This is a genomic window from Streptomyces sp. NPDC091287, from assembly GCF_044768525.1.
GTDB lineage: Bacteria > Actinomycetota > Actinomycetes > Streptomycetales > Streptomycetaceae > Streptomyces.
In genome coordinates, this window is record NZ_JBIVUV010000009.1 from 226,711 (window position 1) to 247,003 (window position 20,293).

Sequence of the window (20,293 nt, forward strand, 5' to 3'; positions counted from 1 at the left end):
TGTTTCAGATCGCGAGGGGAGGCAGGAACCCTGTTCGCCCGGTCACTCGTCCTGTAAGCGGGACCAAGCGGATGGAAAAGACATGGTGGAGCAGGCAGGCCCCGGTGTGGCGTCGGTGACGGGGGAGGAAGTTCCTGGAGCGGGAGACGGCCGACGGGGACGCGTCCTCGCCGTGCTTGCCGTGGTGCTGGCCGGGATGATGGCTTTTCACCGGGGTGTGCCCAACGGTGTCGGACGGGTCGGGAGTCTGCTGGAGTCCTTCCTGCCGTGGGCCGGCGTGATCATCGTTCTGTTGCTGGTGCTCGCCCTGGTGCGACGGTCCGCCGTCGCGCTGGTGGCGGTGCTGCTCCCCGTGGGGGTGTGGGTGCATCTCTTCGGTGGGCTGCTCCTGCCCGGTGCGGAAGGCGGTGGGCGGGAGCTCGTCGTCGTACAGCACAACGTCAGCGACGAGAACCGTGATCCGGCGGCGACCGCCCGGGCCCTGATCGAGGCCGGGGCCGATCTCGTCGCGCTGGAGGAGCTGGTGGTCCCGCAGCTGTCCGTGTACGAGAAGGCTCTCGCCGCGGACTATCCGCATCATGTCGTCCGGGGCACCGTCGGGCTCTGGTCCAAATACCCGCTCAGCGGGGAGCGGGTCGTCGACATCAAGCCCCCGAGCATCGCGGAAGGGTGGAGCCGTGGCGTCCGTGCCGTCGTCGATTCGCCGTACGGGGACGTCGCGGCGTACGTCGCCCATCTGCCCTCCGTCCGGGTCGGGGCGGGTGGGCTCGCGTCCGAACGGAGAGACGAGAGTGCCGAGTTGCTCGGGCGTGCCATCGCCGCCGAGGCCGTCGATACGGTGATTCTGCTCGGGGATCTCAACGGGGCCGTGGAGGACCGGGGGCTGGACCCTCTCACCTCACGCCTGAACGTGGCCGAGCGGGGCTTCGCCTTCAGCTTCCCCGCCTCCCTCCCGCTGGCCCGGATCGATCAGGTCATGGCCCGCTCCGCCACCGTCGGCCACATCCGCACCCTGCCCGCCACCGGCAGCGACCATCTGCCCGTCGCCGCCCGCGTCGTCCTGGGGTGAGTTCGCGGCTCGGAGCGCGTCCGCCCTCCGTACCGCCTCGACGCGTTGCCTCCAGGTCATGTCCTCGGGGAAGTCGTACGTGTCCGTGTCGACCATCCAGCTCGCGTACGCCGCCGCCCTCCGGCAGTCCGCGCACAGCGTCTCGTCGCCCAGCGGGCGGAAGACGTGCTCCTCCCCCTCGCCCGCGCAGGCGATCAGCTCCCTGACGGGCGGCGGGGGCGGCGGGGCCGGCAGCGGGGTCACCGGGCATTTGTGGATCAAGCGGTGGCGCAGGAAGCCCACCGCCGAGTGCACCCCCTCCTCGGGCCTGGCGGCCAGGAGCGCGTGCCGTACATCCCCTTCCGACAAGCCGCCCTCCAGCCACTTCACCGCCTCCACCGCCAGCCCGCGCGCCTCCCCCACGCCCAGCAACAGGTCGCGGTGCGTGTGGCGCAGCGACAGCAGCAGCTGTTCCGCCTTGGCCAGTCGGGAAGCGGGGTGGGGGGCCGGAGCAGTGTGGGATGCCGGGGCAGTGCGGGGTGCCGAGGTGGAATCGGCCGCTGCGGGTGGGAGTTCCCGTGTCCGTTCCGGTGTCGGCTCCCGTGTCAGTTCCGGTTCCGGTTCCCGTGTCGGTTCCGGCTCCGGCCTCGGTTCCGGTTGCGCTCGGCGCTGCTCCGGTCGTTCCGCTTCGGAGGGTGGGTGGGGAGTGGTCTTATCACTGTGGTCTTCCTCCGGTTCATAGCCACCGGCCGTCCGGGAGGTCGGTCCGCCGACCGTCGGATTCCGCTTACCCGGCGGCGGAACGGCAACCGCCACTCCAGGCGAGCGCCTGCCGTCCGGCTCCAGCGTCGCCCGCACGATCCTCGCCTCGGCGCTCGTCAGCGGCGTGTTCGTGAACAGCTGCTCCGTCGTCCAGCGTCCGCCATCGGCCTGGGCCCGCCACTCGTGGACGTAACCGTGCTCCATCAGTTGCTTCTTGGCAGCTTGGTACGGGCGCCCCTTCATCTCCAGTTTCCGTGCCAGCTCGCCGAGCGGGCGTGCCGTGGCAGAGTCGGGGAGGCCCTGGACGTACAGGAGGAGGATCTTCGCATCGCTGTTCATCCGCCGGTCGCGTACGACCGTGTGCGGGGCCTTGGTCCAGCCCGAAGAGGGCGCGATAACATGACGCAGCATTTCTAGTGGGCTCCTGCCACTGGGGGTGTTAGGCCCTCGGGTGGGTGTTCGCGCACCTCCGGGGGCCGCTCTATGCCCGCCTACGTGCGCGCACAGAGCGTGATTTCGCCGTCACGCTATCGCACGGTTTCGGCTGGCTACGACGTCCGCGAAAAGTGCGCCCCCGCTCACCACCCGGTTCACAACCGGACTACCCGTGTGCGCTGTTGCACCGGCCGACCCCTGCTACAGATCCGTGAGCCAGGCGTGCCCCGGGTGTACGCGGGCCAGCAGCTCCGCCAGGGTCGCGCGCTGCGCCCGGGTCAGATGCGGGACGGTCGCGTCGAAGTCCCTCTGGTCTTTTGGTCGGGCGTGCTTGGCCTTGAACAGGAGCACGAGTTCGGGCGCCAGATACGGAATGCCGTCCGGGGTGTGGTGGATGATCTCGCGGTACGGGAGCCGGATCGCCTCGTCCCGCCGACAGATCCAGGTGTCGCCGTCGTGCGGTTCCCGGAACACGTCGAGCAGGTAATGGCCGGTGGCCGGATCGCGGAGCCATGTCTGGTGGACGGCGGCCAGTGTCTTCGGCGGGGCGTCCTCCCAGATCCGGCCGCTGCCCGCCGCGTCGAAGACGTATCCGGGGAAGCGGCTGCGGACCTCGGGAAAGCCTGCTTCCGGAATCGCGATCTCGATGTCCCCGTGAACGCGCGTCTGTGCGCCCCGGAACAGGTCCAGCGCCCAGCCTGCCGCCACACACCAGGGCACGCTGACCCCGGCCAGTCGCCGCGCGACCTCGCCCGGAGTCCAACTGGACGACCACCTGGCGTCGAGGGCCTCGAACTCGTCGGGTGACAGTTCGGTGCCGCCGCTCGGCAGTCGCTCGCTCATCGCAAGAAGCTATCAGCGGCCGTCCACGCCCTGGCCTTCACTGTCACCGACTCATGGGACGAGCGGAATCAGCTGGGGGGATGTGACCATGAGGACGGTACGGGAGGTCAGCGAGCCGACGTCGGCGGGCTTCGGCGGGCCGAGGCTCGGCTTTCGTCCGCGCGATGAGCGGGAAAACTCACGAGGCGAGTCCGCTGATCGCGTCTCCCATGTACTTGGCGCCGAGCACGGTGAGGACCACCGTCATGATCGCGCTGTTGTGCTCGCCCATCCACGCTTTCCAGCCGCCGAGCACCGCGGCCGACCTGCTGCCGCCGAAGGCGTACACGAGCAGGGGCAACAGGACGCAGGCCGAGCCGATCAGGACGAACAGGACGCCGGCGGCGGCCTTGCCGCCGACGCCGGCCGGACTGCTCGCGATGGAGGCCGCGCCGCCGATCGCGAGGACGAGGTTCTTCGGGTTGGCACCGGACAGCAGGGCCGCGAGGCCGGCCGCCTTCCCCGGGGTGAAGCGGTCGATCGCCCGCATCCAGCCGGGCAGCGTGTGCTCCTGTCCCTCCCTGGGGCGGTCCTTCCACTGCTTGGCGCCCATGAGCAGGAAGAGCACACCGAGGGCGAGCTTGAGCCAGTACGTCCAGTCGGCGGGTGTGCCCGCGTCGTCGGCGCCGGCGCCCGAGCCGACGAGGACGACCACGGTGGTGACCACTCCGAGGGTGAGCATCCAGCCCAGCGTGAACGCCGTACCGTTGGTCTTGCCGCGCGGGGTGGCGAGCATCAACACCACCGCGATCAGCGGCAAGGGGCTGATGGCGATGCCCACCGCCGACGCCAGCATCTGTCCGACGGCGTCACCCATCGCAGCCTCCTCCGCACCGGCCCCGCTCCACCCGCCACGGCAGGCGGTGTGCACGAGCCTTTCCGTCGGCCCGGGGGGCCGCAATGGAGGCGGGGCCGAACGGGTGACGCCCCTCCCCTGCCACCCCACGGTCCCCCGGAGCGGTTGCGGACATAGCGGAACGCGATGACCGTTGTAAGCGCTTGTGCCCTCTCCTGGTGTACCGGATCGGAGTCCGCATGGACGCGCAGACGTTGAAGCAGCAGATCGCCACGGCCCACGAGACCGCGCGGGCCGACGAGGGGTACTGGCTCGGCATGGCGGCCTTCCGCTACGGCTTCCCGCTCCTGGAGATGCACCGCAGCCTGTGGGAGTGGCACGTCGACACATCCGCCCCGACGCACCTCGGCGCGATCAACGAGATCCACCACACCCCGCGCCGCGCGGAGCCGAAGGACACCTACTTCGTCACGCCGATCGTCGACGCTCCGTACTCGCGCACCTTCGTCGCCCTGTCCGGCGGTGCGGTGGTCCTCACCGTCCCGCCCGTCACCGACCGCTACTTCACCGTCCAGCTCCTGGACATGTACACCAACAGCTTCGGCTACGTCGGTACGCGCATGGGCGACACCACCGGCGGCGACTACCTGCTGGCCGGGCCCGGCTGGCGCGGCACCGTCCCCGACGGCATCACCCGGGTCATCGCCGCCCCCACTCCCCTGGTCTGCCTCCTGGCCCGCGTCACGATCCTCGACGACGACGTCCCCGCCGCCGTGGCCCTGCAGAAGCGGATCGCCCTGCGCCCCGCCGACCCGGCCGCCCCCGAGCCCGACCCCTCGGCCCATCCGCCCGCCCGCGACTGGCGGGGTGAGAGCGGCGACCCGCTGGACTTCTACCGGATGCTCGCCGACTGTCTCAGCGCGAGCCCGCCCCCGGCCGCCGACGCCGGCGTCCTCGGCCTGCTCGCCCGCATCGGCATCACCCCGCACCACCCCTTCGATCCCTCCCGGCTCCACCCCGCGGCCGTCGACGGCCTGCGGCGGGCCGTCGCCGACGGGCTGCGCGACCTGTACGCGGACATGCCGTTCGCCGGGCCGTCCCGCAACGGCTGGGTGATGGTCGACGTCGACACCATCGGCGACTGGGGCACCGACTACTTCTCCCGCCTGGAGATCGCCCAGATCGGCCTGCTCGCCAACAGCGCGAAGGAGGCGTACTACATCGGCGCCATCCTCGACGGCGACGGCGACCCGCTCTCCGGCGAGCACCGCTACGAACTGCGCTTCGGCCCCGACGACTTCCCGCCCGTGGACGCCTTCTGGTCGGTGACCATGTACCTCAACCCGCAGGGCTTTCTCGTCGAGAACCCGATCGGCCGCTACCACCTCGGCAGCCTCACCAAGGGCCTCACCTACGGCCCCGACGGCTCCCTCACCCTCTACCTCCAGCGCGAGAACCCCGGCCAGGACAAGGAGTCCAACTGGCTCCCCACCACCGAACCCGGCGTCCTGTTCCGCCTCATCCTGCGCCAGTACCTGCCCACCCCCGACATCCTCACCGGCCGCTACGCACCCCCGGCCGTCGTCCGCGTCGACCGCTGACCCTCCACCGCCCTCCCCTCCCGTGGCCGCCCGGGCCGCGCATCCGGTCGGCCCCATCCCGCCTCAAGCTACGCCGGCGGGACTGTGCGTGCCGAAATCCTGCTGTTGATCCGCCGTCGCCCTCAGCCCTTCTCCGCCAGCGCGGTCACCGCGTCGACCAGGCCCTCCCACGCCTGCCGCGTGTCGGCCGTGTCCGGGTGCCGTGTGCCGAAGATGTCGAGCGCGGCGGCCATGTCGTCCAGGGCCCAGCGGAGTTCGTAGTACGCGAGCAGCTCCGGGTCCGGGCGGTGGCCGGTGAGTTCGGCGTAGCGGGACAGGTCCTCCGGGGCGTCGGTGGCGAGCCAGAGGTCGCGCTCCGGCGGTGCGAGGGCGACGGTGTCCCAGTCGACCAGGAGCGTGCGGCCTCCGGGGTCCAGGACGTTGCCGGGGTGGGGTTCGCCGTGGGTGACCACGGAGGCGGCGGCGGGAGATGCCGACGCGTCGGCCACGAGCCTTGCCGTGCCGCTGTCGAAATGGGCCAACGTGGCTTGCAGTGCGCCGTAGTTGGTGGACAACAGGGCTTGGCAGCGTTGCGCGTACGGGCCCGCATCCGCGCGGAAGCGCTGCGGGTCGGCCAGCGCCGCTCCGATCGCCGCGCGGCCCGACAGCGCCGGGTCATGCAACGGCGTCTTCAACGGAGGTCGTGTGCTGTGCAGTTGGGCCAGGCGTTCCACCAGCACCCCCCGCGCCCCGGGGTCCAGCACCTGGCCGAAGTGGCCGGTGGGCGCGTCGACGTACGGGAACACGCTCACGGCGTAACGGTCGGTCAGGCGGAGCAGCGTATCGCCACCGCCGGTGCGCAGTGGTGGCACCAACGCCGTCTCACCCAGCGTTGATTCGAGCGTCGCCGCCGTGTTCATGGCACGGCTCAGGCCCGTCCACGCCTCGGCCGCGTCGCGGCCGCAGTGCGGCTTGTGCGCGAGGTCGGCCACCGTGACGAAGGTCCGCCGTCCTTCCGCGTCGGCCGCGACCCAGTGGTGGTCGCCGAAGCCGACCGGGGCGTGGGTGAGCAGGACGGGTTCGATGCCCCAGGCCCCGAGGGTGGCGGCCAGGACGGTCTCGTCGATATCGGGCGGGCGGTCCTTCATACGGGACACCGTAGTGGCCTTCCGTGAAGGACCGGGGCGGGTGGTCGGCTCCGCCCGCTGCCGTCACGCTCGCCCGTAACCCTTGCCCGTCACCCCCTCGCTCCCGCACCTCGGCTCCTCCCTTCACCTCTCGCGCCCCTCCGACCGCCCCTCCACGCTTTGTGCACGCCCTCATCACAATTCCGCTTCGCTTCCGACATGCCCCTGATGTACGCCCGGGCGCGCTGCGAGCATCGGCTGCTCCACAGCACAGAGTTCGGCCTTGGGGGCAACACATGCAGACGAGGAAGCAGTCACGGCGGCCCAGGCGCGGGTTCCTCCGCATACGGATATCGGCCGGAGCGGGCGCGCTCGCGCTGGTCCTGACGGGGTGCGGAGGCGACGACGGCACCGCGGACGGCCAGGGCGGGAAGGTTGCCGCGTCGGCCGGTTCTGCGGCCTCCGTGGATCGGGCGCTGGCACTCATGGACGACGAGGAGAGCATGGACGCGGGCAACAGCCTGGACGTGGACGTCCTCGACAACGACTCCGTCACCCTGGAGAACGGGGACCGGGCCGCCCTGCTCCACACCTACGACCCCGCCGAACTGACCCTGAGCATCGACACCGAGCCCGACCACGGTTCCGCATCGGTGTCCGGGACCACGGTCACGTACACCGCCGGGGACGGGTACACCGGCGAGGACAAGCTCACGTACGAGGTCCTCGTGAAGGGCACCGACGTCCCCGCCGCCACCGCCGTCGTCCGCATCACCGTCACCGCGGCCGCCGCTGAAACGACTCCGACTCCCGCCTCGAATGCCTCGAACCCCGCCCCGGAGGCGAAGGACCCGGCACCCGCGTCCTACGAGAACTGCGACGCCGCACGCGCCGCCGGGGCCGCTCCCGTCGAGGAGGGCGATCCCGGCTACGCACCCCACCTGGACCGCGACGGCGACGGCGTGGGGTGCGAGCCGTGGGGCGAGTCGTCCTCGTCCTCCTCCTCTTCCTCCTCCTCCGACGGGAGCGGTACGAGTGGTGGGGGTGGGGGTGGCAGCGTCTCCTACGCGAACTGCACCGCCGTACGGAACGCGGGCGCCGCGCCCATCCGGACCGGGGACCCCGGCTACGGGCGGCACTTGGACCGTGACGGGGACGGCGTCGGCTGCGAGTAACCGCCGCACCCGGGCGGGGGCTGGGAGACGGCCGGGCGGGGCGGATGGCGCACGTTCTCGTGTTCCGGCGGGGCGGTCGGAGGCGTCCGGCCGATCCGGTGAGTGCGGTGGGCCCGGCAGGCCCGGCGGACCGGCGGACCCGGCGGACCCGGCAGGACCGGCGGGACTCGTGGGGCCGGCAGGACCGGCAGGATCGGTGGAACCGGCGGAACCGGTGGTTCCTGTCAGCGGTAGTCGTCGGGGTGGTCCTGCATCCAGGTGTTGATGCCGTCACGGGTGCCGACGATCTCCGAGAAGTGCTTCTCCAGGTGTGCCTCGGACCGGTCGTCGCCCAGCTTGCCGAACAGGACCTTCATGTCGGCGAGCGGCTGCTCGAAGTGGCCGGGGCCCTTGGCGTCCGCCCGCATCGACTCGTCCAGCTCGGTGAGTTCCTGGGTGACCCGGCCGAGGAAGTAGGCGCAGTCGCCCGCGCCCGGGGTGCAGGTGTCGTCGAGCGTCGCCTGGAGTGTCGCGAAGGCGTCGCGGACCAGCGCGGGGCCGGGCGTGGGCACGGCGGTGGGCTCCTCCTCGGCGGCGTCCCGCTCGGCCTGGTCCGCGTTCTCGGTGTCCTCCGCGATCCGCTCCTGGTCCGCCGCCGGTTCCGCGGACGCGGCCGGGACGTCCCCACCGGGTCCGCCGCCGCTCGACGCCTGGGTACACGACACCAGCGCCGCGGCCACGACCACGGCAAGTGCCCCTGTACGCAGACCGGTTCGGACCGGACGGTGAGCGCCGACACGGTCACCCGAACCGGCGGTGGTGCGGGCAGCGTTACGGAACAGCATGAGACCCCCCTCGTGCGAAGAGTCCAGACCTTACCTGGCCCGCATAGGGCACCGCGGCCCGACCTCACCCACGCAACTGTCCGATCGGACAGGAGCAGTTACGAGCGGTTACGCGAGGAAGGCCGCCATCTCCCCGTACACCGCAGCCGTGTTGTCCAGGTGGGCGTCGTGGCCGGCTCCCGGGATCACGCCGATCCGCGTCCCGGGGTGCCGGGCCCGCATCCGGTCCGCCTCGTCCGGCTTCATCGCGCCGTTTTCGCCCCGTACCACGAGCACCGGGCAGCGCACCTTGCCCCAGTCGTCCCAGTAGTGCCGGTGCGCGTTCTCCTGGACCGTGGCGACCATAACGTCCCGGTCGACCCGGGGGTGCAGCCCGCCGGGGCCCGGCACGAGCCCCGCCGCCCAGGCCCGGCCCGCGGGCCCGCCGCCGAAGAACGCCTCGGCCGCCCCCGCGTCCGGGAACGGAACCGGCCACGAGTCGAGCCAGCCACCGATCTGTTCCGGCAGTCGGGGGCTCGGCCCCGCCGGACCCGCCTCGATCAGGACCAGCGCGCGGCACACCTCCGGGTGGGCCGCCGCCGTCAGCAGCGCGGTGAGGCCGCCCATCGACTGGCCGGCCAGCACCGTGTCCTCCCCCGCCAGTCCGAACCGGTGCGCGACCGCCAGGACATCGCGGACGTGCGCCGCCCGCGTCACGTCCCCGGGGCGGCGGGTACTCGCCCCGCTGCCCCGGGCGTCGAAGGCGATCACCCGGTGCGTGGACGCGAACCGGGCGGCCAACGCCTCCCACTCACCGGAATGACCGGCCAGGCCGTGCAGCAGCAGGAGGGGCGGGCCCTCGCCGCCGTGGTCGGTGCAGGAGAGGCGTACGGGGCCGGATCCGCCCGCCGCTTCCCCGTCCTCGACCGTCACCGTCGTCGTGACCGCTCCCACCCGACACCTCCCCCGTCCCCCTCGGTCCGGCTCGCCGGCCCGACCCCACCGCCGAGCGCGGGCCGGCGGACCGGTCAGCCGCTCAGCCGCTCAGCCGCTCAGCGTGTGCGACACCGTGTAGATCGCCAGGCCCGCCAGCGCGCCGACCACCGTGCCGTTGATCCGGATGAACTGGAGGTCGCGGCCGATGTGCGCCTCGATCTTCTTCGAGGTCTGGTCCGCGTCCCAGCCGGCCACCGTCTCGCTGATCAGCGAGGTGATCTCCGCGCGGTACGTCGTCACGACGTACACCGCGGCGTCCTCCAGCCAGCCGTCCAGCTTGCCCTGGAGCCGTTCGTCGCTCGACAGCCGCGCACCCAGCGACATCAGCGAGGCGCGCGCCCGCAGCCGCAGTTCGCTGCGCTCGTCCTCCGCCGCCGAGAGGATCATCGTCCGGACGGACGACCAGGCCGAGGCGATGACGTCCTGGACCTCGGCGCGGCCCAGGATCTCCGACTTCAACCGCTCCACCCGGACCCGGGTGTCGGCGTCGCTCTGGAGGTCGGACGCGAAGTCGGTCAGGAACGTGTCGATGGAGCCGCGCGCCGGGTGCTCCGGCATGTCCCGCATCTCCGTGACGAACCGCAGCAGTTCCTTGTAGACCCGCTCCCCCACCCGCTTGTCGACGAACCGCGGGGTCCAGCCGGGGGCTCCGCCCTGCACCGCGTTCATCACCGAGTCGCCGTGCTCCACCAGCCAGTCGTGCGCCCGGACGCAGACGAGGTCGACGACCTTGCGGTGACCGCCGTCCGTGACGACCTTCTCCAGCATCTTGCCGAGGCCCGGCCCGACCTCCGCCGCGTCCGCGCGCCGGGTGATGGCCTCGCCGACCACCGCCTGCACATCGGAATCCCGAAGGACCGTGAGCGCGCCGCGCAGGGCCGTCGCCAGCTCCGCGGTGACCCGGTCGGCGTGGGCCGGCTCCGCGAGCCACACACCGAGCCTCCGGCCGACCCCCAGAGCGTGAATTCGGTCACGAATGACGTCTCCGGAGAGAAAGTTCTCGCCAACGAAGGAACCGAGTGACTGTCCCAGCTGATCCTTCTTGGTGGGGATGATGGCTGTGTGCGGAATGGGCAGGCCGAGCGGGCGCCGGAAGAGCGCCGTGACGGCGAACCAGTCCGCCAACGCGCCCACCATCCCCGCCTCGGCAGCCGCCGCGACGTAGCCCGGCCAGCCCCCCACGCCTGAGTTCTTCGCCCAGGTGGCCAGGACGTAGACGAGCGCGACGAGCAGAAGGAGGCCGGTGGCCGTGAGTTTCATGCGCCGTACGCCGCGCTGCTTCTCCTCGTCGGCGGCGGTGTACGCGAACGAGGCCAGCGGGCCCGCACCCGCCCTCGGTCCCTGCTCCTGCGCCTTCCCCTGTGCCTGCGCCTGTGCCTGTGCCGGCGGCAGCGCCGCCCGCTCCGACTGCTCCGACTTCTGCACCGCGTCCTCGCCCTGCTCCTGCTCGCCGGATCCGGTCCGTTCCATCCGCTCCACCCGTCCGCGTGCGCCTCGCCCCCGTGACGTACGCATTGTCCCTACCTCCCCTACTCCCGGGCCGCACGTCGAGTTCCCGACGGCCTGTCGCATCATGGGACCAGCACGATCATCACAAGGAGAAACACCGCACATGCCCAGGCGCCAGGGGTATGCCCTGCTCATCGCCCTAGTGGCGGGCACAGCCGTGCTCGCCGCCGCCGTCGCCTTCGGTACGACGCTGCTCTTCGGCCCCCGGTCGACACCGCTCCCGCCCGCCGAGACCCAGGCGGCGGCCCGTAACCCGGTCGACCCCGCGACCTCGGGCGGCAGGTGGGTCGCCACCTGGGCCGCCGCGCCCGTCCGCGCCGAACCGGGCACCGAGGACGGGCTCCCCGGGCGCACCATCCGTAACGTCGTGCACACCAGCATCGGCGGAGAGGTCGCCCGGATAACCCTGTCGAACCTCTTCGGCACGGGCCCCCTGGTCGTCGACCAGGCCACCGTCAACACCCGGCCGGTGACGTTCAAGGGCTCGGCCGCCGTCACCGTCGCGGCGGGCGGACAGGTCATCAGCGACCCGGTCGTGGTGCCCGTGGCCCCCGACTCCGACCTCCAGGTCGGCTTCCGCACCCCGCGGGCGGGCGGGCCGGTCACCTACCACCCCAACACGCACCAGACCTCGTACCTGATCGACGAACGCGGCACTTGGAGCACCACCCACTGGCGCTATCTGACCGCCGTGGACGTCCGCAGCGAGAGCGCGCGCGGCGCGATCGTCGCCTTCGGGGACTCCCTGACCGCGGGCAGCGGCTCCACCACCGACGCCAACGCCCGCTGGACCGACGTCCTCGCCGACCGGCTGGGCGGCCGGTACGGAGTCGCCAACGCGGGCATCGCGGGCAACCGGGTCGTGGGCATCGGCCGCGGCACCGGGGGCCAGTCGGGCACCGACCGGCTCGACCGCGACGTCCTGGCGGTCGCCGGGGCCCGGACGGTCGTCGTGGCGCTCGGCATCAACGACGTACAGCAGCACCCCCAGGAGGCCGACCCCCAGCGGATCGTGGACAGCCTGCGCGCCCTCACCGACCGGGCGCACGCGCGCGGGCTCACGGTCGTCGGCGCGACGCTGACCCCGTTCGAGGGCTTCGCCACCTGGACACCCCAGCGCAACGCCGTGCGCCAGGCGGTCAACGAGCAGATCCGGGCGGGCACGGTCTTCGACGCGTACGTGGACTTCGACGCGGCGGTACGCGACCCCGCCGCACCGAACCGGATCCTCGCTCCGTACGACTCCGGTGACCATCTGCACCTCAACGACGACGGGTACCGCGCGCTCGGCGACCGGCTGGACCTGAAGGTTCTGGACCGGGCCGGCGCACCCCGGTCCGACGCGCTGTGAGGCGCTGAGGGGCCGCTCGGGTCCCCGGCCCCTCAGAGTTCCTTGCGGCCACCGCTGTCCAGGCCGCCGTCCGGGCCGCCGTCCGGGCCCTCCAGCTCGCGCCGGCGGCGCGCCTCCCGTTCGGCCTCTTTCGCCTCCTTCAGCCGGCGGCGCTCCGCCTTCGTCCGCTTGCGGTCCACGCCGACGCCGCCCATCAGGGCGAAGCCGGTGATCCGCACGTACGGGGCGTCCGGGGCGGGCTCGCCCTCCTCGTTGGAGCCCTCCCCGAAGCCGCCCATGATGCCGACGCCCCTGACATCGACGTTCAGCTCGGGCGGCGCGGTCACATGGATGCCGCCCATGATGGTGATACAGCGGATGACGGTCTCGCGGTCCTCGAAGTTCGCCTCGCGCAGATCGATCTCGCCGCCGCCCCACATCGCGAACGCGGTGAACATCCGGCCGACCGTCCAGCGGCCCTTCCGGTTGAAGCCGCCCCACAGGGCGAACGCCCCCTTCGAGGTGGCGTTGCCGCCGATCCTCGCGGGCCAGTTCGCCGCGGGGCCCCGCAGCGGGGCGGGCGCGGACGAGCCCACCGGAGCGACCACCGAGCCCGGTGCCGGAAGGTCCTGGACCAACGGCTCCAACTCTCCGTGCGTGCGGGCCTTGTAGGCCGTTTCGAGGCGCTGGTCGAACTCGTCCATGTCCAGTCGGCCCTCGGCCACCGCCTCGCGCAGCAGCTCCGCGATCCGCTCACGCTCGGCATCGGAGGCGCGCATTTCCGGACTCTCACTTGTCATACCGCGCAGCCTATTGAACGCACCCGTTCCCGGCACAGACATGCAGGCCCATGACCTGCGCGCGCCGCTCCGGGGGAGTGCCCGTCACGGCGCGGACTCGTACATCCTGGCGATCACGGCCTCGATGTCCGGTTCCCGTACCGACAGGTCGATCAGCGGGTAGTCCGCGGCGATCCGCGCCACCAGCGGGGCGGCCGACGCGGCGGCGGGGAACGCCAGCCACTGGCGCGGGCCCTCCACCTTGACCGCCCGCAGCGCCGGCCCACCGCCCGCCGTCTCCGACTCCAGGACGATCGGGGGGAGTTCGCTCTCCAGGTCCACCACGAGCATGCGCTCGCTCTCCCCCACCTCGTGGAGGCCCGCCAGCGAACCGTCGTACATCAGACGGCCGTGGTCGATCACCATCACCCGGTTGCACAACTGCTCGATGTCGGTGAGGTCGTGCGTCGTCAGCAGGACCGTCGTCCCGCGCTCGGTGTTCAACTCCTTCAGGAACTGCCGCACCTTGGCCTTGGAGATCACATCGAGGCCGATCGTCGGCTCGTCCAGATAGAGCACCTCCGGATCGTGCAGCAACGCCGCCGCGATGTCGCCGCGCATCCGCTGCCCCAGCGACAACTGCCGTACGGGGACGTCCAACAGCTCGCCCAGGTCGAGGAGTTCGACGCAGCGGTCCAGGTTCTCCCGGTAACGCCGGTCGGGGATCCGGTACATGCGGTGCATCAGCCGGTACGAGTCGCGCAGCGGCAGGTCCCACCAGAGGGTGGTCCGCTGGCCGAAGACGACACCGATGCGGTGCGCCAGGCGCGTACGCTCGCGGGAGGGGTCGATGCCCGCGACCCGCAGCCGGCCGCCGCTCGGGGTGAGGATGCCCGTCAGCATCTTGATCGTGGTCGACTTCCCGGCCCCGTTCGGGCCGATGTAGCCGACCATCTCGCCGCGGGCCACCTGGAAGCTGATTCCGTCCACCGCCCGCACCTCGCGGCGCTCGCGGCGCAGCAGTCCGGTGCGGCGGCGGACCTGGAAGACCTTCTCGACGCCGTCGAGAGTGATGAAACCGTCGCCGACGCCGTGGATGCCCGTGGTCGTAGCCGTGGCCGCGGTCGTGCTCGTGGTCGTGCTCGTGCTCGTGGCCGTGGCCGTGGTCGTGGCCGTGGTCGCGCCCACACCTGTGCCTGTGCCCGTACCTGTGCCCGTGCCCGTGCCCGTACCCGTACCGTCACCCATGCCCGTACCCTCCTCCGTGATCGTTCCCGCTCAACTGCCCGTGCTCCGGTACGCCCGCAGCCCCGCCCGCCACGCGATCCCCGCCAGCCCCCAGCAGGCCACCGCCACCAGCGGCGGCAGGAACGCCACCCACTCCGGCAGGTCGACCGGGTACTCCCGGTCCAGCACGTACAGGGCTGGCAGCCAGCTGACGAAGGCCAGCGGCACCACGAACGTCACCCCGCGCACGAGGTCCTTCGCGAAGATCGTGGGCGGGTACTGGAGCAGCGTCGTCCCGCCGTACGTGAAGGAGTTCTGCACCTCCGAGGCGTCCTGCGCGACGAACTGGAACGCCGCCCCCGCGACGAAGATCGCGCCGAAGATCGCCGCGCCGCTCACCACCATCATCGGCAGCATCAGCACCTTCAGCGGCGTCCACGCGATGTCCAGGGAGACCAGCGCGTAGCCGAGGACCAGCAGCCCCTGCGTGATCCGCCCCAGCCGGCGCAGCGCGAACCGGTCCGCCGCGACCTGCGCCAGCACCGGGACCGGCCGCACCAGCAGGGTGTCGAACGTGCCGTCCCGGACCCGGCGGCCCACCCGGTCCATCGACCCCAGCAGCAGGTCGCACAGCCCGAACGCGGTGGCCGACACCCCGTACAGCAGGGCGATCTCCTGCAACGTGTAGCCGCCCAGGGCGTCGACGTGCGAGAACATCAGCAGGATCGTCACGAAGTCGAAGGCCGTCACCGCGAAGTCCCCGAACACCGTCATGGCGAACGAGGCCCGGTACGCCATCGTCGAGCGCACCCACATCGCCATGATCAGCCCGTACGCCCGCACGCCCTCCAGCAGCCGGGAGTGCTCCGGGAACGGGAACGCCTCCGGCACCTCCGGCACCCCGGCCTTCTCGTCCGTCCCCACCAGGTTCTCAGCCACCCTGCACCACCACCCTCCTGGTCGCCGCGGTCTGGAGCAGACGGCCCGCCAGCAGCAGCACCACCGCCCAGCCGCCCTGGAACGCGTACGCCTCCACCAGCCCCCACCCCGTGTGCTTGCCGAGGAACACATCGGCCGGGACCTGGAGCAGCGAGGACCACGGCAGCGCCCGCGCCACCTCTCCCAGCAGTCCGGGGAACAGGTTCAGCGGCAGCAGCATCCCGGAGAAGAACAGCCCGGCCAACGACACGATCCGCATCGCGCCCGCCCCGTCCATCAGCCAGAACGCCGACAGCGCGACCAGAAAGCGCATCGCGAAGCTGACCACCACGCCCAGGAACACCGAGACGAAGAACGCCGGCCAGGTCCACGGCGATCCCGGGAGCGCCAGATCGAAGGCGAGCGCCCCGAGGAACATCGGCACGACCCCGCGCCCCAGCAGATGGAACGCCGCCCGGCCCAGGTCGCCCGCCAGCCACCACAGCTGGAGGTCGACGGGACGGTAAAGATCGACGGCGATGTCCCCCGTACGGATACGCTCCGTCAGCTCGTCCTCGAAGCCGCCGCCCATCATGGCGCAGGCCATCAGCAGGGCCTGCCCGAGCCAGACATAGGTCAGCGCCTCGGACGTGTCGTACCCGCCGAGCTGCGGACGTACGTCCCACAGGGCGATGTAGGTGTATGCCACGATGAAGCCGAAGACCGTGTTGGTGAACACCCCCGCGGCCGTGGCCGTCCGGTAGGTGGCGTAGCGCCGGAACGCACCCCCCGCCACCAACGCGTAGAGCCGCACGTCGTCCCCTCTCCCCCGGCACCACCGGCTCCCGACACCAAAGCGCCCGAGCCTAGTGCAGGCGTCCCGACCCCGCGACCGTGTTTTCGCGACCGTGTTTCGGGACGACGGTGACGACCGGTGGAGGGAACGACCCGGGCATAACCGAAGGTTTCCTGACGAAACGGGCACTATGGGAGAACTGACCACGCCCGAGGAGCCCCACGGACATGAGCGACGAGTCACAGCACTGGGCCCCCCGCGACCCCTCGGGCGCGGCGGCCGCACCCGGGAGCCACCAGGGAGAGCCGCCGGGGAACAGCGGGAAGAACCGGAAGAACCGGAACAACGGCAGGAAGCGGCGCACCGGCTGGCGGCGTGCCATCCCCACCTGGCGGATGACGCTCGGCACCGTCCTGGGCCTCGCCCTCCTCCTCATCGGCGGATTCATCGCCGGATACCAGTTCGTCGACATCCCGGCCGCCAACGCCGCGGCCACCGCCCAGTCCAACGTCTACCTCTACAGCGACGGCAGCGTCATCGCCCGGGACGGCGACGTGAACCGGGAGAAGGTCAAGCTCTCCCAGGTCCCCGCGACCGTCCAGCACGCCGTACTGGCCGCCGAGGACCGGGACTTCTACTCCGATCGCGCCGTGGACGTGAAGGCGATGGCCCGGGCCGGCTGGAACACCGTGACCGGCAAGGGCAAGCAGGGCGGCTCGACGATCACCCAGCAGTACGTGAAGAACTACTACCTCGGCCAGGAGCGGACCGTCCTGCGCAAGGCCAAGGAGTTCTTCATCGCGGTCAAGCTCAACCGCGAGGAGACCAAGGACCAGATCTTCGAGGGCTACCTCAACACCAGCTACTTCGGGCGCAACGCCTACGGCATCCAGGCCGCCGCCCAGGCGTACTACAGCAAGAACGTCGAGGACCTCACCACCGCCGAGGGCGCCTACCTCGCCTCCCTCCTGAACGCCCCCAGCGCCTACGACGTCGTCGCCCACCCCGACAACAGACCCGCCGCCCAACACCGCTGGAACTACGTCCTGGACGGCATGGTCAAGGAGCGGTGGCTGGATGCGGCCGAACGGGGGACGACGGAGTTCCCCACCCCCGGCGAGGCCAAACCGTCGACCGGGCTCTCGGGACAGCGCGGCTACATCGTGCAGGCCGTCGAGGACCACCTCGACCGGCGCGGCATCCTCGACGGGAAGACCCTCGCCACCGGCGGCTACCGCATCACCACGACCCTCGACAAGGCCAAGCAGGACGCCTTCGTCAAGGCCGTCGACGCCAACGTGTTGTCCCGGACCAGCGCCGAACGCAAGGCCGACCGCAACGTCCGCGTCGGCGGGGCCTCGATCGTCCCCGACACCGGCGAGGTCGTCGCCCTGTACGGCGGCATCGACTACACGAAGCAGTACGTCAGCAACGCGACCCGACGCGACTACCAGGTCGGCTCCGTCTTCAAACCGTTCGTCCTCACCTCCGCCGTCGTCAACGACTCCACCACCCAGGACGGCCGGCGCATCACGCCCAACACCGTCTACGACGGCTCCAACAAACGCATGGTCGTCGGCGTGCAGGGCCCCACCGACTACGCCCCCGCCAACGAGGACGACGTCGACTACGGCGACATCACCGTGCGCACCGCCACCGACAAGTCCGTCAACTCCGTCTACGCGCAGATGGCCCAGGACGTCGGCCCCGGAAAGGTCCGGGACACCGCGGTCGCCCTCGGCATCCCCACCGACACCCCCGACCTCACCGCCTCCCCCTCCATCGCGCTCGGCACCGCCAACGCCAGCGTCCTGGACATGACCGAGGCGTACGCCACCCTCGCCGACCACGGCCGGCACGGCCGTCACGTCCTCGTCGAGAAGGTCACCAAGGACGGCACGGAGATCGATCTGCCCGCGCGCACGACCGACCAGGCCGTCAGCCGCGAGGCCGCCGACACCACCACCGCCGTACTGCGCAGCGTCGTGGAGGGCGGCACCGGCACGGCGGCCCAGGCCGTGGGCCGCCCCGCCGTGGGCAAGACCGGCACCGCGGAGGAGGACCGGGCCGCCTGGTTCGCCGGGTACACCCCGGACCTCGCGACCGTCGTCGCCGTCATGGGCCAGAACCCGAAGACGGGCGCCCAGACCTCGCTGTACGGAGCCCTCGGCCTGCCCCGCGTCAACGGCGGCGGCGCCCCGGCCGAGACCTGGGCCGCCTATACGGAAGCGGCGCTGCGCTCCTCCCCCGCCCAGGAGTTCGACCTGGAGACGGCACCCGGCTCCGACGAGGAGGACGAACCCCCCGTCGACGAGAACCCCGACGGCAGCACGGACCCGTCCTCCTCGCCGGAACCCACCACCGGCCCCTCCGGCGCCACGGAGAGCGACCCGGCCGGCAGCAGCCCGCCCACGTCCGGCACGGACACCGGCGGGACGGGCGGCACGGACGGCGGAGCGAACAGCGGAACGAACGGCACCGCCGGCGCCAACGGCGGCTCCGGAGAAACAGGGAGCACCGGCGGCACCGGCGGTGAGGGCGACAGCGGAGGGAACGGTGACAGCAGGGGCGGCTGAGGCTTCGTCGAGGGCGGCCACGGCCCCGGCCCCGGCCCCACGGGCAACCACCCGCCACGACCGGAGCCCGTACGGGATCGTCCCACCGTGGCAAGACGAGGAAAGGCCCTGGTGGCACCGGTCACCAGGCCCTGAACAGCACAGCTCCTACAGATACAACCCGGTCGAATCCACCGAACCCTCGAACCGGTCGGCGGCCACCGCGTGCAGATCGCGCTCCCGCATCAGGACGTACGCCACGCCCCGCACCTCGACCTCGGCACGGTCCTCGGGGTCGTACAGCACCCGGTCGCCGGGCTCCACCGTCCGCACGTTCTGACCGACCGCGACGACGGCGGCCCAGGCGAGACGCCGGCCCACCGCGGCCGTCGCCGGAATCAGGATGCCACCGCCGGAGCGCCGCTCACCCTCGGACGCGTCGTTCCGCACCAGCACCCGGTCGTGCAGCATCCGGATGGGCAGCTTGTCGTCGTCGGCGGAGCCGGTGGCGCCGCGATGGCCCTCGTGGGTGTTGTCGCTCACGCCCGCAACCTACCTGCCGGGCCCCGGACCGTACGCCTCCGGGTGCCGAACGCCCCCGGACGCGTACCGACCGCCGCCGGTCACTTCCGGCGACGCCTGGACACGGTGAGCAGCCCCACCACGCCGACCACCAGCAGAGCCGCGGGAATCACCCGCTCCAGCCGCGGAGAGCCGTCCTCCGCGACGAACTGCGCCTTCACCTCCGACACCGAACGGTTCACCGCGACGAAGGCACGGCCGGCCGTCCGGTCCACGGACTGGGCCGCCTTCGCCTTGGCGTCTCCGATGATCGTCTTCGGGTGTACCCGCACCCCGATCTCGTCGAGCACCACAGCGAGCTGCTCGCGCCTGCTGATGATGTCCGCCTCGATCTGCGCAGGGGTCCTGGCATCCGACACTGCGCCGCCTCCGTGGTCGTCGTCCGGTAAACCTTCGTCTGAACCTTCATCGACAGTCTGTCAGCTCGAACCCCCGCACACCCGGCGGCACCCCTATTACCCTCGGTCCCGTCCGACCCGCGCACCACCCGAGGAGAACCACATGAGCGAGCGACTGAAGCCCGGCGACACCGCTCCCGCCTTCACCCTTCCCGACGCCGACGGCAACGACGTGTCGCTCGCGGACCACAAGGGCCGCAAGGTCATCGTGTACTTCTACCCGGCCGCTCTTACCCCCGGATGTACCAAGCAGGCCTGCGACTTCACGGACAACCTCGACCTCCTGACGAGCGCCGGGTACGACGTCATCGGCGTCTCCCCCGACAAGCCGGAGAAGCTCGCGAAGTTCCGCGACACGGAGAACCTCAAGGTCACCCTGGTGGGCGACCCGGCCAAGGAAACTTTGGAGGCCTACGGAGCCTTCGGCGAGAAGAAGCTTTACGGCAAAGTGGTGACGGGCGTGATCCGTTCCACCGTCGTCGTCGACGAGGACGGCAAGATCGAGCACGCGTTCTACAACGTGAAGGCGACCGGACACGTCGCGAAGATCATCAGGGACCTGGGCATCTGACGCCCGCCGCCCGGGCCCCGGCCC

18 protein-coding genes are annotated in these 20,293 nt (G+C 71.5%); 6 read left to right on the forward strand and 12 right to left on the reverse strand.

Translation table 11 applies throughout. The features are described from left to right. Positions 1–196: 196 nt before the first annotated feature. Positions 197–1,069, forward strand: coding sequence for an endonuclease/exonuclease/phosphatase family protein (locus ACIQRW_RS17705; protein ID WP_403761067.1), 873 nt, complete (start codon positions 197–199; stop codon positions 1,067–1,069). A 1,377-nt stretch (positions 1,070–2,446) separates the two neighbouring features. On the opposite strand, the gene ACIQRW_RS17710 is transcribed toward ACIQRW_RS17705, so the two are convergent. Both ACIQRW_RS17710 and ACIQRW_RS17715 read right to left on the reverse strand, forming a co-directional pair. Next, on the reverse strand, positions 2,447–3,088 hold the full coding sequence (locus ACIQRW_RS17710; RefSeq protein WP_403760815.1) for a nucleotidyltransferase domain-containing protein: 642 nt from the start codon (positions 3,086–3,088) through the stop codon (positions 2,447–2,449). Positions 3,089–3,266: 178 nt separating this feature from the next. Next, positions 3,267–3,944, reverse strand: coding sequence for a GAP family protein (locus tag ACIQRW_RS17715; RefSeq protein ID WP_403760818.1), 678 nt, complete (start codon positions 3,942–3,944; stop codon positions 3,267–3,269). A 218-nt stretch (positions 3,945–4,162) separates the two neighbouring features. Between ACIQRW_RS17715 and ACIQRW_RS17720 the strand changes: the two genes are divergently transcribed. Then, the gene (locus ACIQRW_RS17720) at positions 4,163–5,524 is read left to right on the forward strand and encodes a DUF1254 domain-containing protein (protein ID WP_403760820.1); all 1,362 of its coding nucleotides are present in this window, start codon (positions 4,163–4,165) and stop codon (positions 5,522–5,524) included. A 122-nt stretch (positions 5,525–5,646) separates the two neighbouring features. Here ACIQRW_RS17720 and ACIQRW_RS17725 read toward each other — a convergent pair whose 3' ends face one another. Then, complete coding sequence (locus ACIQRW_RS17725) at positions 5,647–6,651, reverse strand: phosphotransferase family protein (RefSeq protein WP_403760823.1); 1,005 nt, start codon at positions 6,649–6,651, stop codon at positions 5,647–5,649. 275 nt (positions 6,652–6,926) lie between these two features. Between ACIQRW_RS17725 and ACIQRW_RS17730 the strand changes: the two genes are divergently transcribed. Continuing rightward, positions 6,927–7,805 carry an excalibur calcium-binding domain-containing protein gene (locus ACIQRW_RS17730; protein ID WP_403760826.1) on the forward strand — a complete coding sequence of 293 codons (879 nt, stop codon included), beginning with the start codon at positions 6,927–6,929 and terminating at the stop codon, positions 7,803–7,805. A gap of 224 nt (positions 7,806–8,029) precedes the next feature. Here the strand turns inward: ACIQRW_RS17730 and ACIQRW_RS17735 are convergent, their stop codons facing one another. From ACIQRW_RS17735 to ACIQRW_RS17745, 3 genes are all read right to left on the reverse strand, one after another. After that, positions 8,030–8,530: a hypothetical protein gene (locus ACIQRW_RS17735; protein WP_403760829.1), complete on the reverse strand. Its 501-nt coding sequence runs from the start codon at positions 8,528–8,530 to the stop codon at positions 8,030–8,032. A gap of 207 nt (positions 8,531–8,737) precedes the next feature. Then, on the reverse strand, positions 8,738–9,562 hold the full coding sequence (locus tag ACIQRW_RS17740) for an alpha/beta fold hydrolase (protein WP_403760832.1): 825 nt from the start codon (positions 9,560–9,562) through the stop codon (positions 8,738–8,740). Positions 9,563–9,652: 90 nt separating this feature from the next. Continuing rightward, positions 9,653–11,074, reverse strand: coding sequence for a DUF445 domain-containing protein (locus tag ACIQRW_RS17745; RefSeq protein WP_403760835.1), 1,422 nt, complete (start codon positions 11,072–11,074; stop codon positions 9,653–9,655). A 142-nt stretch (positions 11,075–11,216) separates the two neighbouring features. Between ACIQRW_RS17745 and ACIQRW_RS17750 the strand changes: the two genes are divergently transcribed. Next, positions 11,217–12,464 carry an SGNH/GDSL hydrolase family protein gene (locus ACIQRW_RS17750; RefSeq protein ID WP_403760837.1) on the forward strand — a complete coding sequence of 416 codons (1,248 nt, stop codon included), beginning with the start codon at positions 11,217–11,219 and terminating at the stop codon, positions 12,462–12,464. A gap of 32 nt (positions 12,465–12,496) precedes the next feature. Here the strand turns inward: ACIQRW_RS17750 and ACIQRW_RS17755 are convergent, their stop codons facing one another. The 4 genes from ACIQRW_RS17755 to ACIQRW_RS17770 form a co-directional block, all read right to left on the reverse strand. After that, positions 12,497–13,222 carry a DUF1707 domain-containing protein gene (locus tag ACIQRW_RS17755; protein WP_403761070.1) on the reverse strand — a complete coding sequence of 242 codons (726 nt, stop codon included), beginning with the start codon at positions 13,220–13,222 and terminating at the stop codon, positions 12,497–12,499. Positions 13,223–13,327: 105 nt separating this feature from the next. Then, positions 13,328–14,470, reverse strand: coding sequence for an ATP-binding cassette domain-containing protein (locus ACIQRW_RS17760; RefSeq protein ID WP_403760840.1), 1,143 nt, complete (start codon positions 14,468–14,470; stop codon positions 13,328–13,330). Positions 14,471–14,500: 30 nt separating this feature from the next. Continuing rightward, positions 14,501–15,388 (reverse strand): ABC transporter permease, encoded by an 888-nt coding sequence (locus ACIQRW_RS17765; protein ID WP_403760843.1) that lies wholly within the window; start codon positions 15,386–15,388, stop codon positions 14,501–14,503. Continuing rightward, positions 15,381–16,181 carry an ABC transporter permease gene (locus ACIQRW_RS17770; RefSeq protein ID WP_403760846.1) on the reverse strand — a complete coding sequence of 267 codons (801 nt, stop codon included), beginning with the start codon at positions 16,179–16,181 and terminating at the stop codon, positions 15,381–15,383. The genes ACIQRW_RS17765 and ACIQRW_RS17770 overlap by 8 nt, the downstream gene beginning before the upstream one ends. A 209-nt stretch (positions 16,182–16,390) precedes the next feature. On the opposite strand from ACIQRW_RS17770, the gene ACIQRW_RS17775 reads away from it, so the two are divergent. Beyond that, complete coding sequence (locus tag ACIQRW_RS17775; protein ID WP_403760850.1) at positions 16,391–18,739, forward strand: transglycosylase domain-containing protein; 2,349 nt, start codon at positions 16,391–16,393, stop codon at positions 18,737–18,739. A gap of 147 nt (positions 18,740–18,886) precedes the next feature. Here the strand turns inward: ACIQRW_RS17775 and ACIQRW_RS17780 are convergent, their stop codons facing one another. Both ACIQRW_RS17780 and ACIQRW_RS17785 read right to left on the reverse strand, forming a co-directional pair. Beyond that, on the reverse strand, positions 18,887–19,261 hold the full coding sequence (locus tag ACIQRW_RS17780) for a GroES family chaperonin (protein WP_403760853.1): 375 nt from the start codon (positions 19,259–19,261) through the stop codon (positions 18,887–18,889). A gap of 80 nt (positions 19,262–19,341) precedes the next feature. Further along, positions 19,342–19,659, reverse strand: coding sequence for a DUF3618 domain-containing protein (locus ACIQRW_RS17785; RefSeq protein WP_403760856.1), 318 nt, complete (start codon positions 19,657–19,659; stop codon positions 19,342–19,344). Between the two features lie 142 nt (positions 19,660–19,801). On the opposite strand from ACIQRW_RS17785, the gene bcp reads away from it, so the two are divergent. Further along, on the forward strand, positions 19,802–20,269 hold the full coding sequence (gene bcp, locus ACIQRW_RS17790) for a thioredoxin-dependent thiol peroxidase (protein WP_097932360.1): 468 nt from the start codon (positions 19,802–19,804) through the stop codon (positions 20,267–20,269). Positions 20,270–20,293: the final 24 nt, after the last annotated feature.

What these genes read in the sequence shown, in the direction of transcription:
- ACIQRW_RS17705 (WP_403761067.1), top strand. Translation starts at nt 197, where the DNA reads ATGATGGCTTTTCACCGGGGTGTGCCCAACGGTGTCGGACGGGTCGGG.
- ACIQRW_RS17710 (WP_403760815.1), bottom strand. Translation starts at nt 3,088, where the DNA reads ATGAGCGAGCGACTGCCGAGCGGCGGCACCGAACTGTCACCCGACGAG.
- ACIQRW_RS17715 (WP_403760818.1), bottom strand. Translation starts at nt 3,944, where the DNA reads ATGGGTGACGCCGTCGGACAGATGCTGGCGTCGGCGGTGGGCATCGCC.
- ACIQRW_RS17720 (WP_403760820.1), top strand. Translation starts at nt 4,163, where the DNA reads ATGGACGCGCAGACGTTGAAGCAGCAGATCGCCACGGCCCACGAGACC.
- ACIQRW_RS17725 (WP_403760823.1), bottom strand. Translation starts at nt 6,651, where the DNA reads ATGAAGGACCGCCCGCCCGATATCGACGAGACCGTCCTGGCCGCCACC.
- ACIQRW_RS17730 (WP_403760826.1), top strand. Translation starts at nt 6,927, where the DNA reads ATGCAGACGAGGAAGCAGTCACGGCGGCCCAGGCGCGGGTTCCTCCGC.
- ACIQRW_RS17745 (WP_403760835.1), bottom strand. Translation starts at nt 11,074, where the DNA reads ATGGAACGGACCGGATCCGGCGAGCAGGAGCAGGGCGAGGACGCGGTG.
- ACIQRW_RS17750 (WP_403760837.1), top strand. Translation starts at nt 11,217, where the DNA reads ATGCCCAGGCGCCAGGGGTATGCCCTGCTCATCGCCCTAGTGGCGGGC.
- ACIQRW_RS17755 (WP_403761070.1), bottom strand. Translation starts at nt 13,222, where the DNA reads ATGCGCGCCTCCGATGCCGAGCGTGAGCGGATCGCGGAGCTGCTGCGC.
- ACIQRW_RS17760 (WP_403760840.1), bottom strand. Translation starts at nt 14,470, where the DNA reads ATGGGTGACGGTACGGGTACGGGCACGGGCACGGGCACAGGTACGGGC.
- ACIQRW_RS17775 (WP_403760850.1), top strand. Translation starts at nt 16,391, where the DNA reads ATGAGCGACGAGTCACAGCACTGGGCCCCCCGCGACCCCTCGGGCGCG.
- bcp (WP_097932360.1), top strand. Translation starts at nt 19,802, where the DNA reads ATGAGCGAGCGACTGAAGCCCGGCGACACCGCTCCCGCCTTCACCCTT.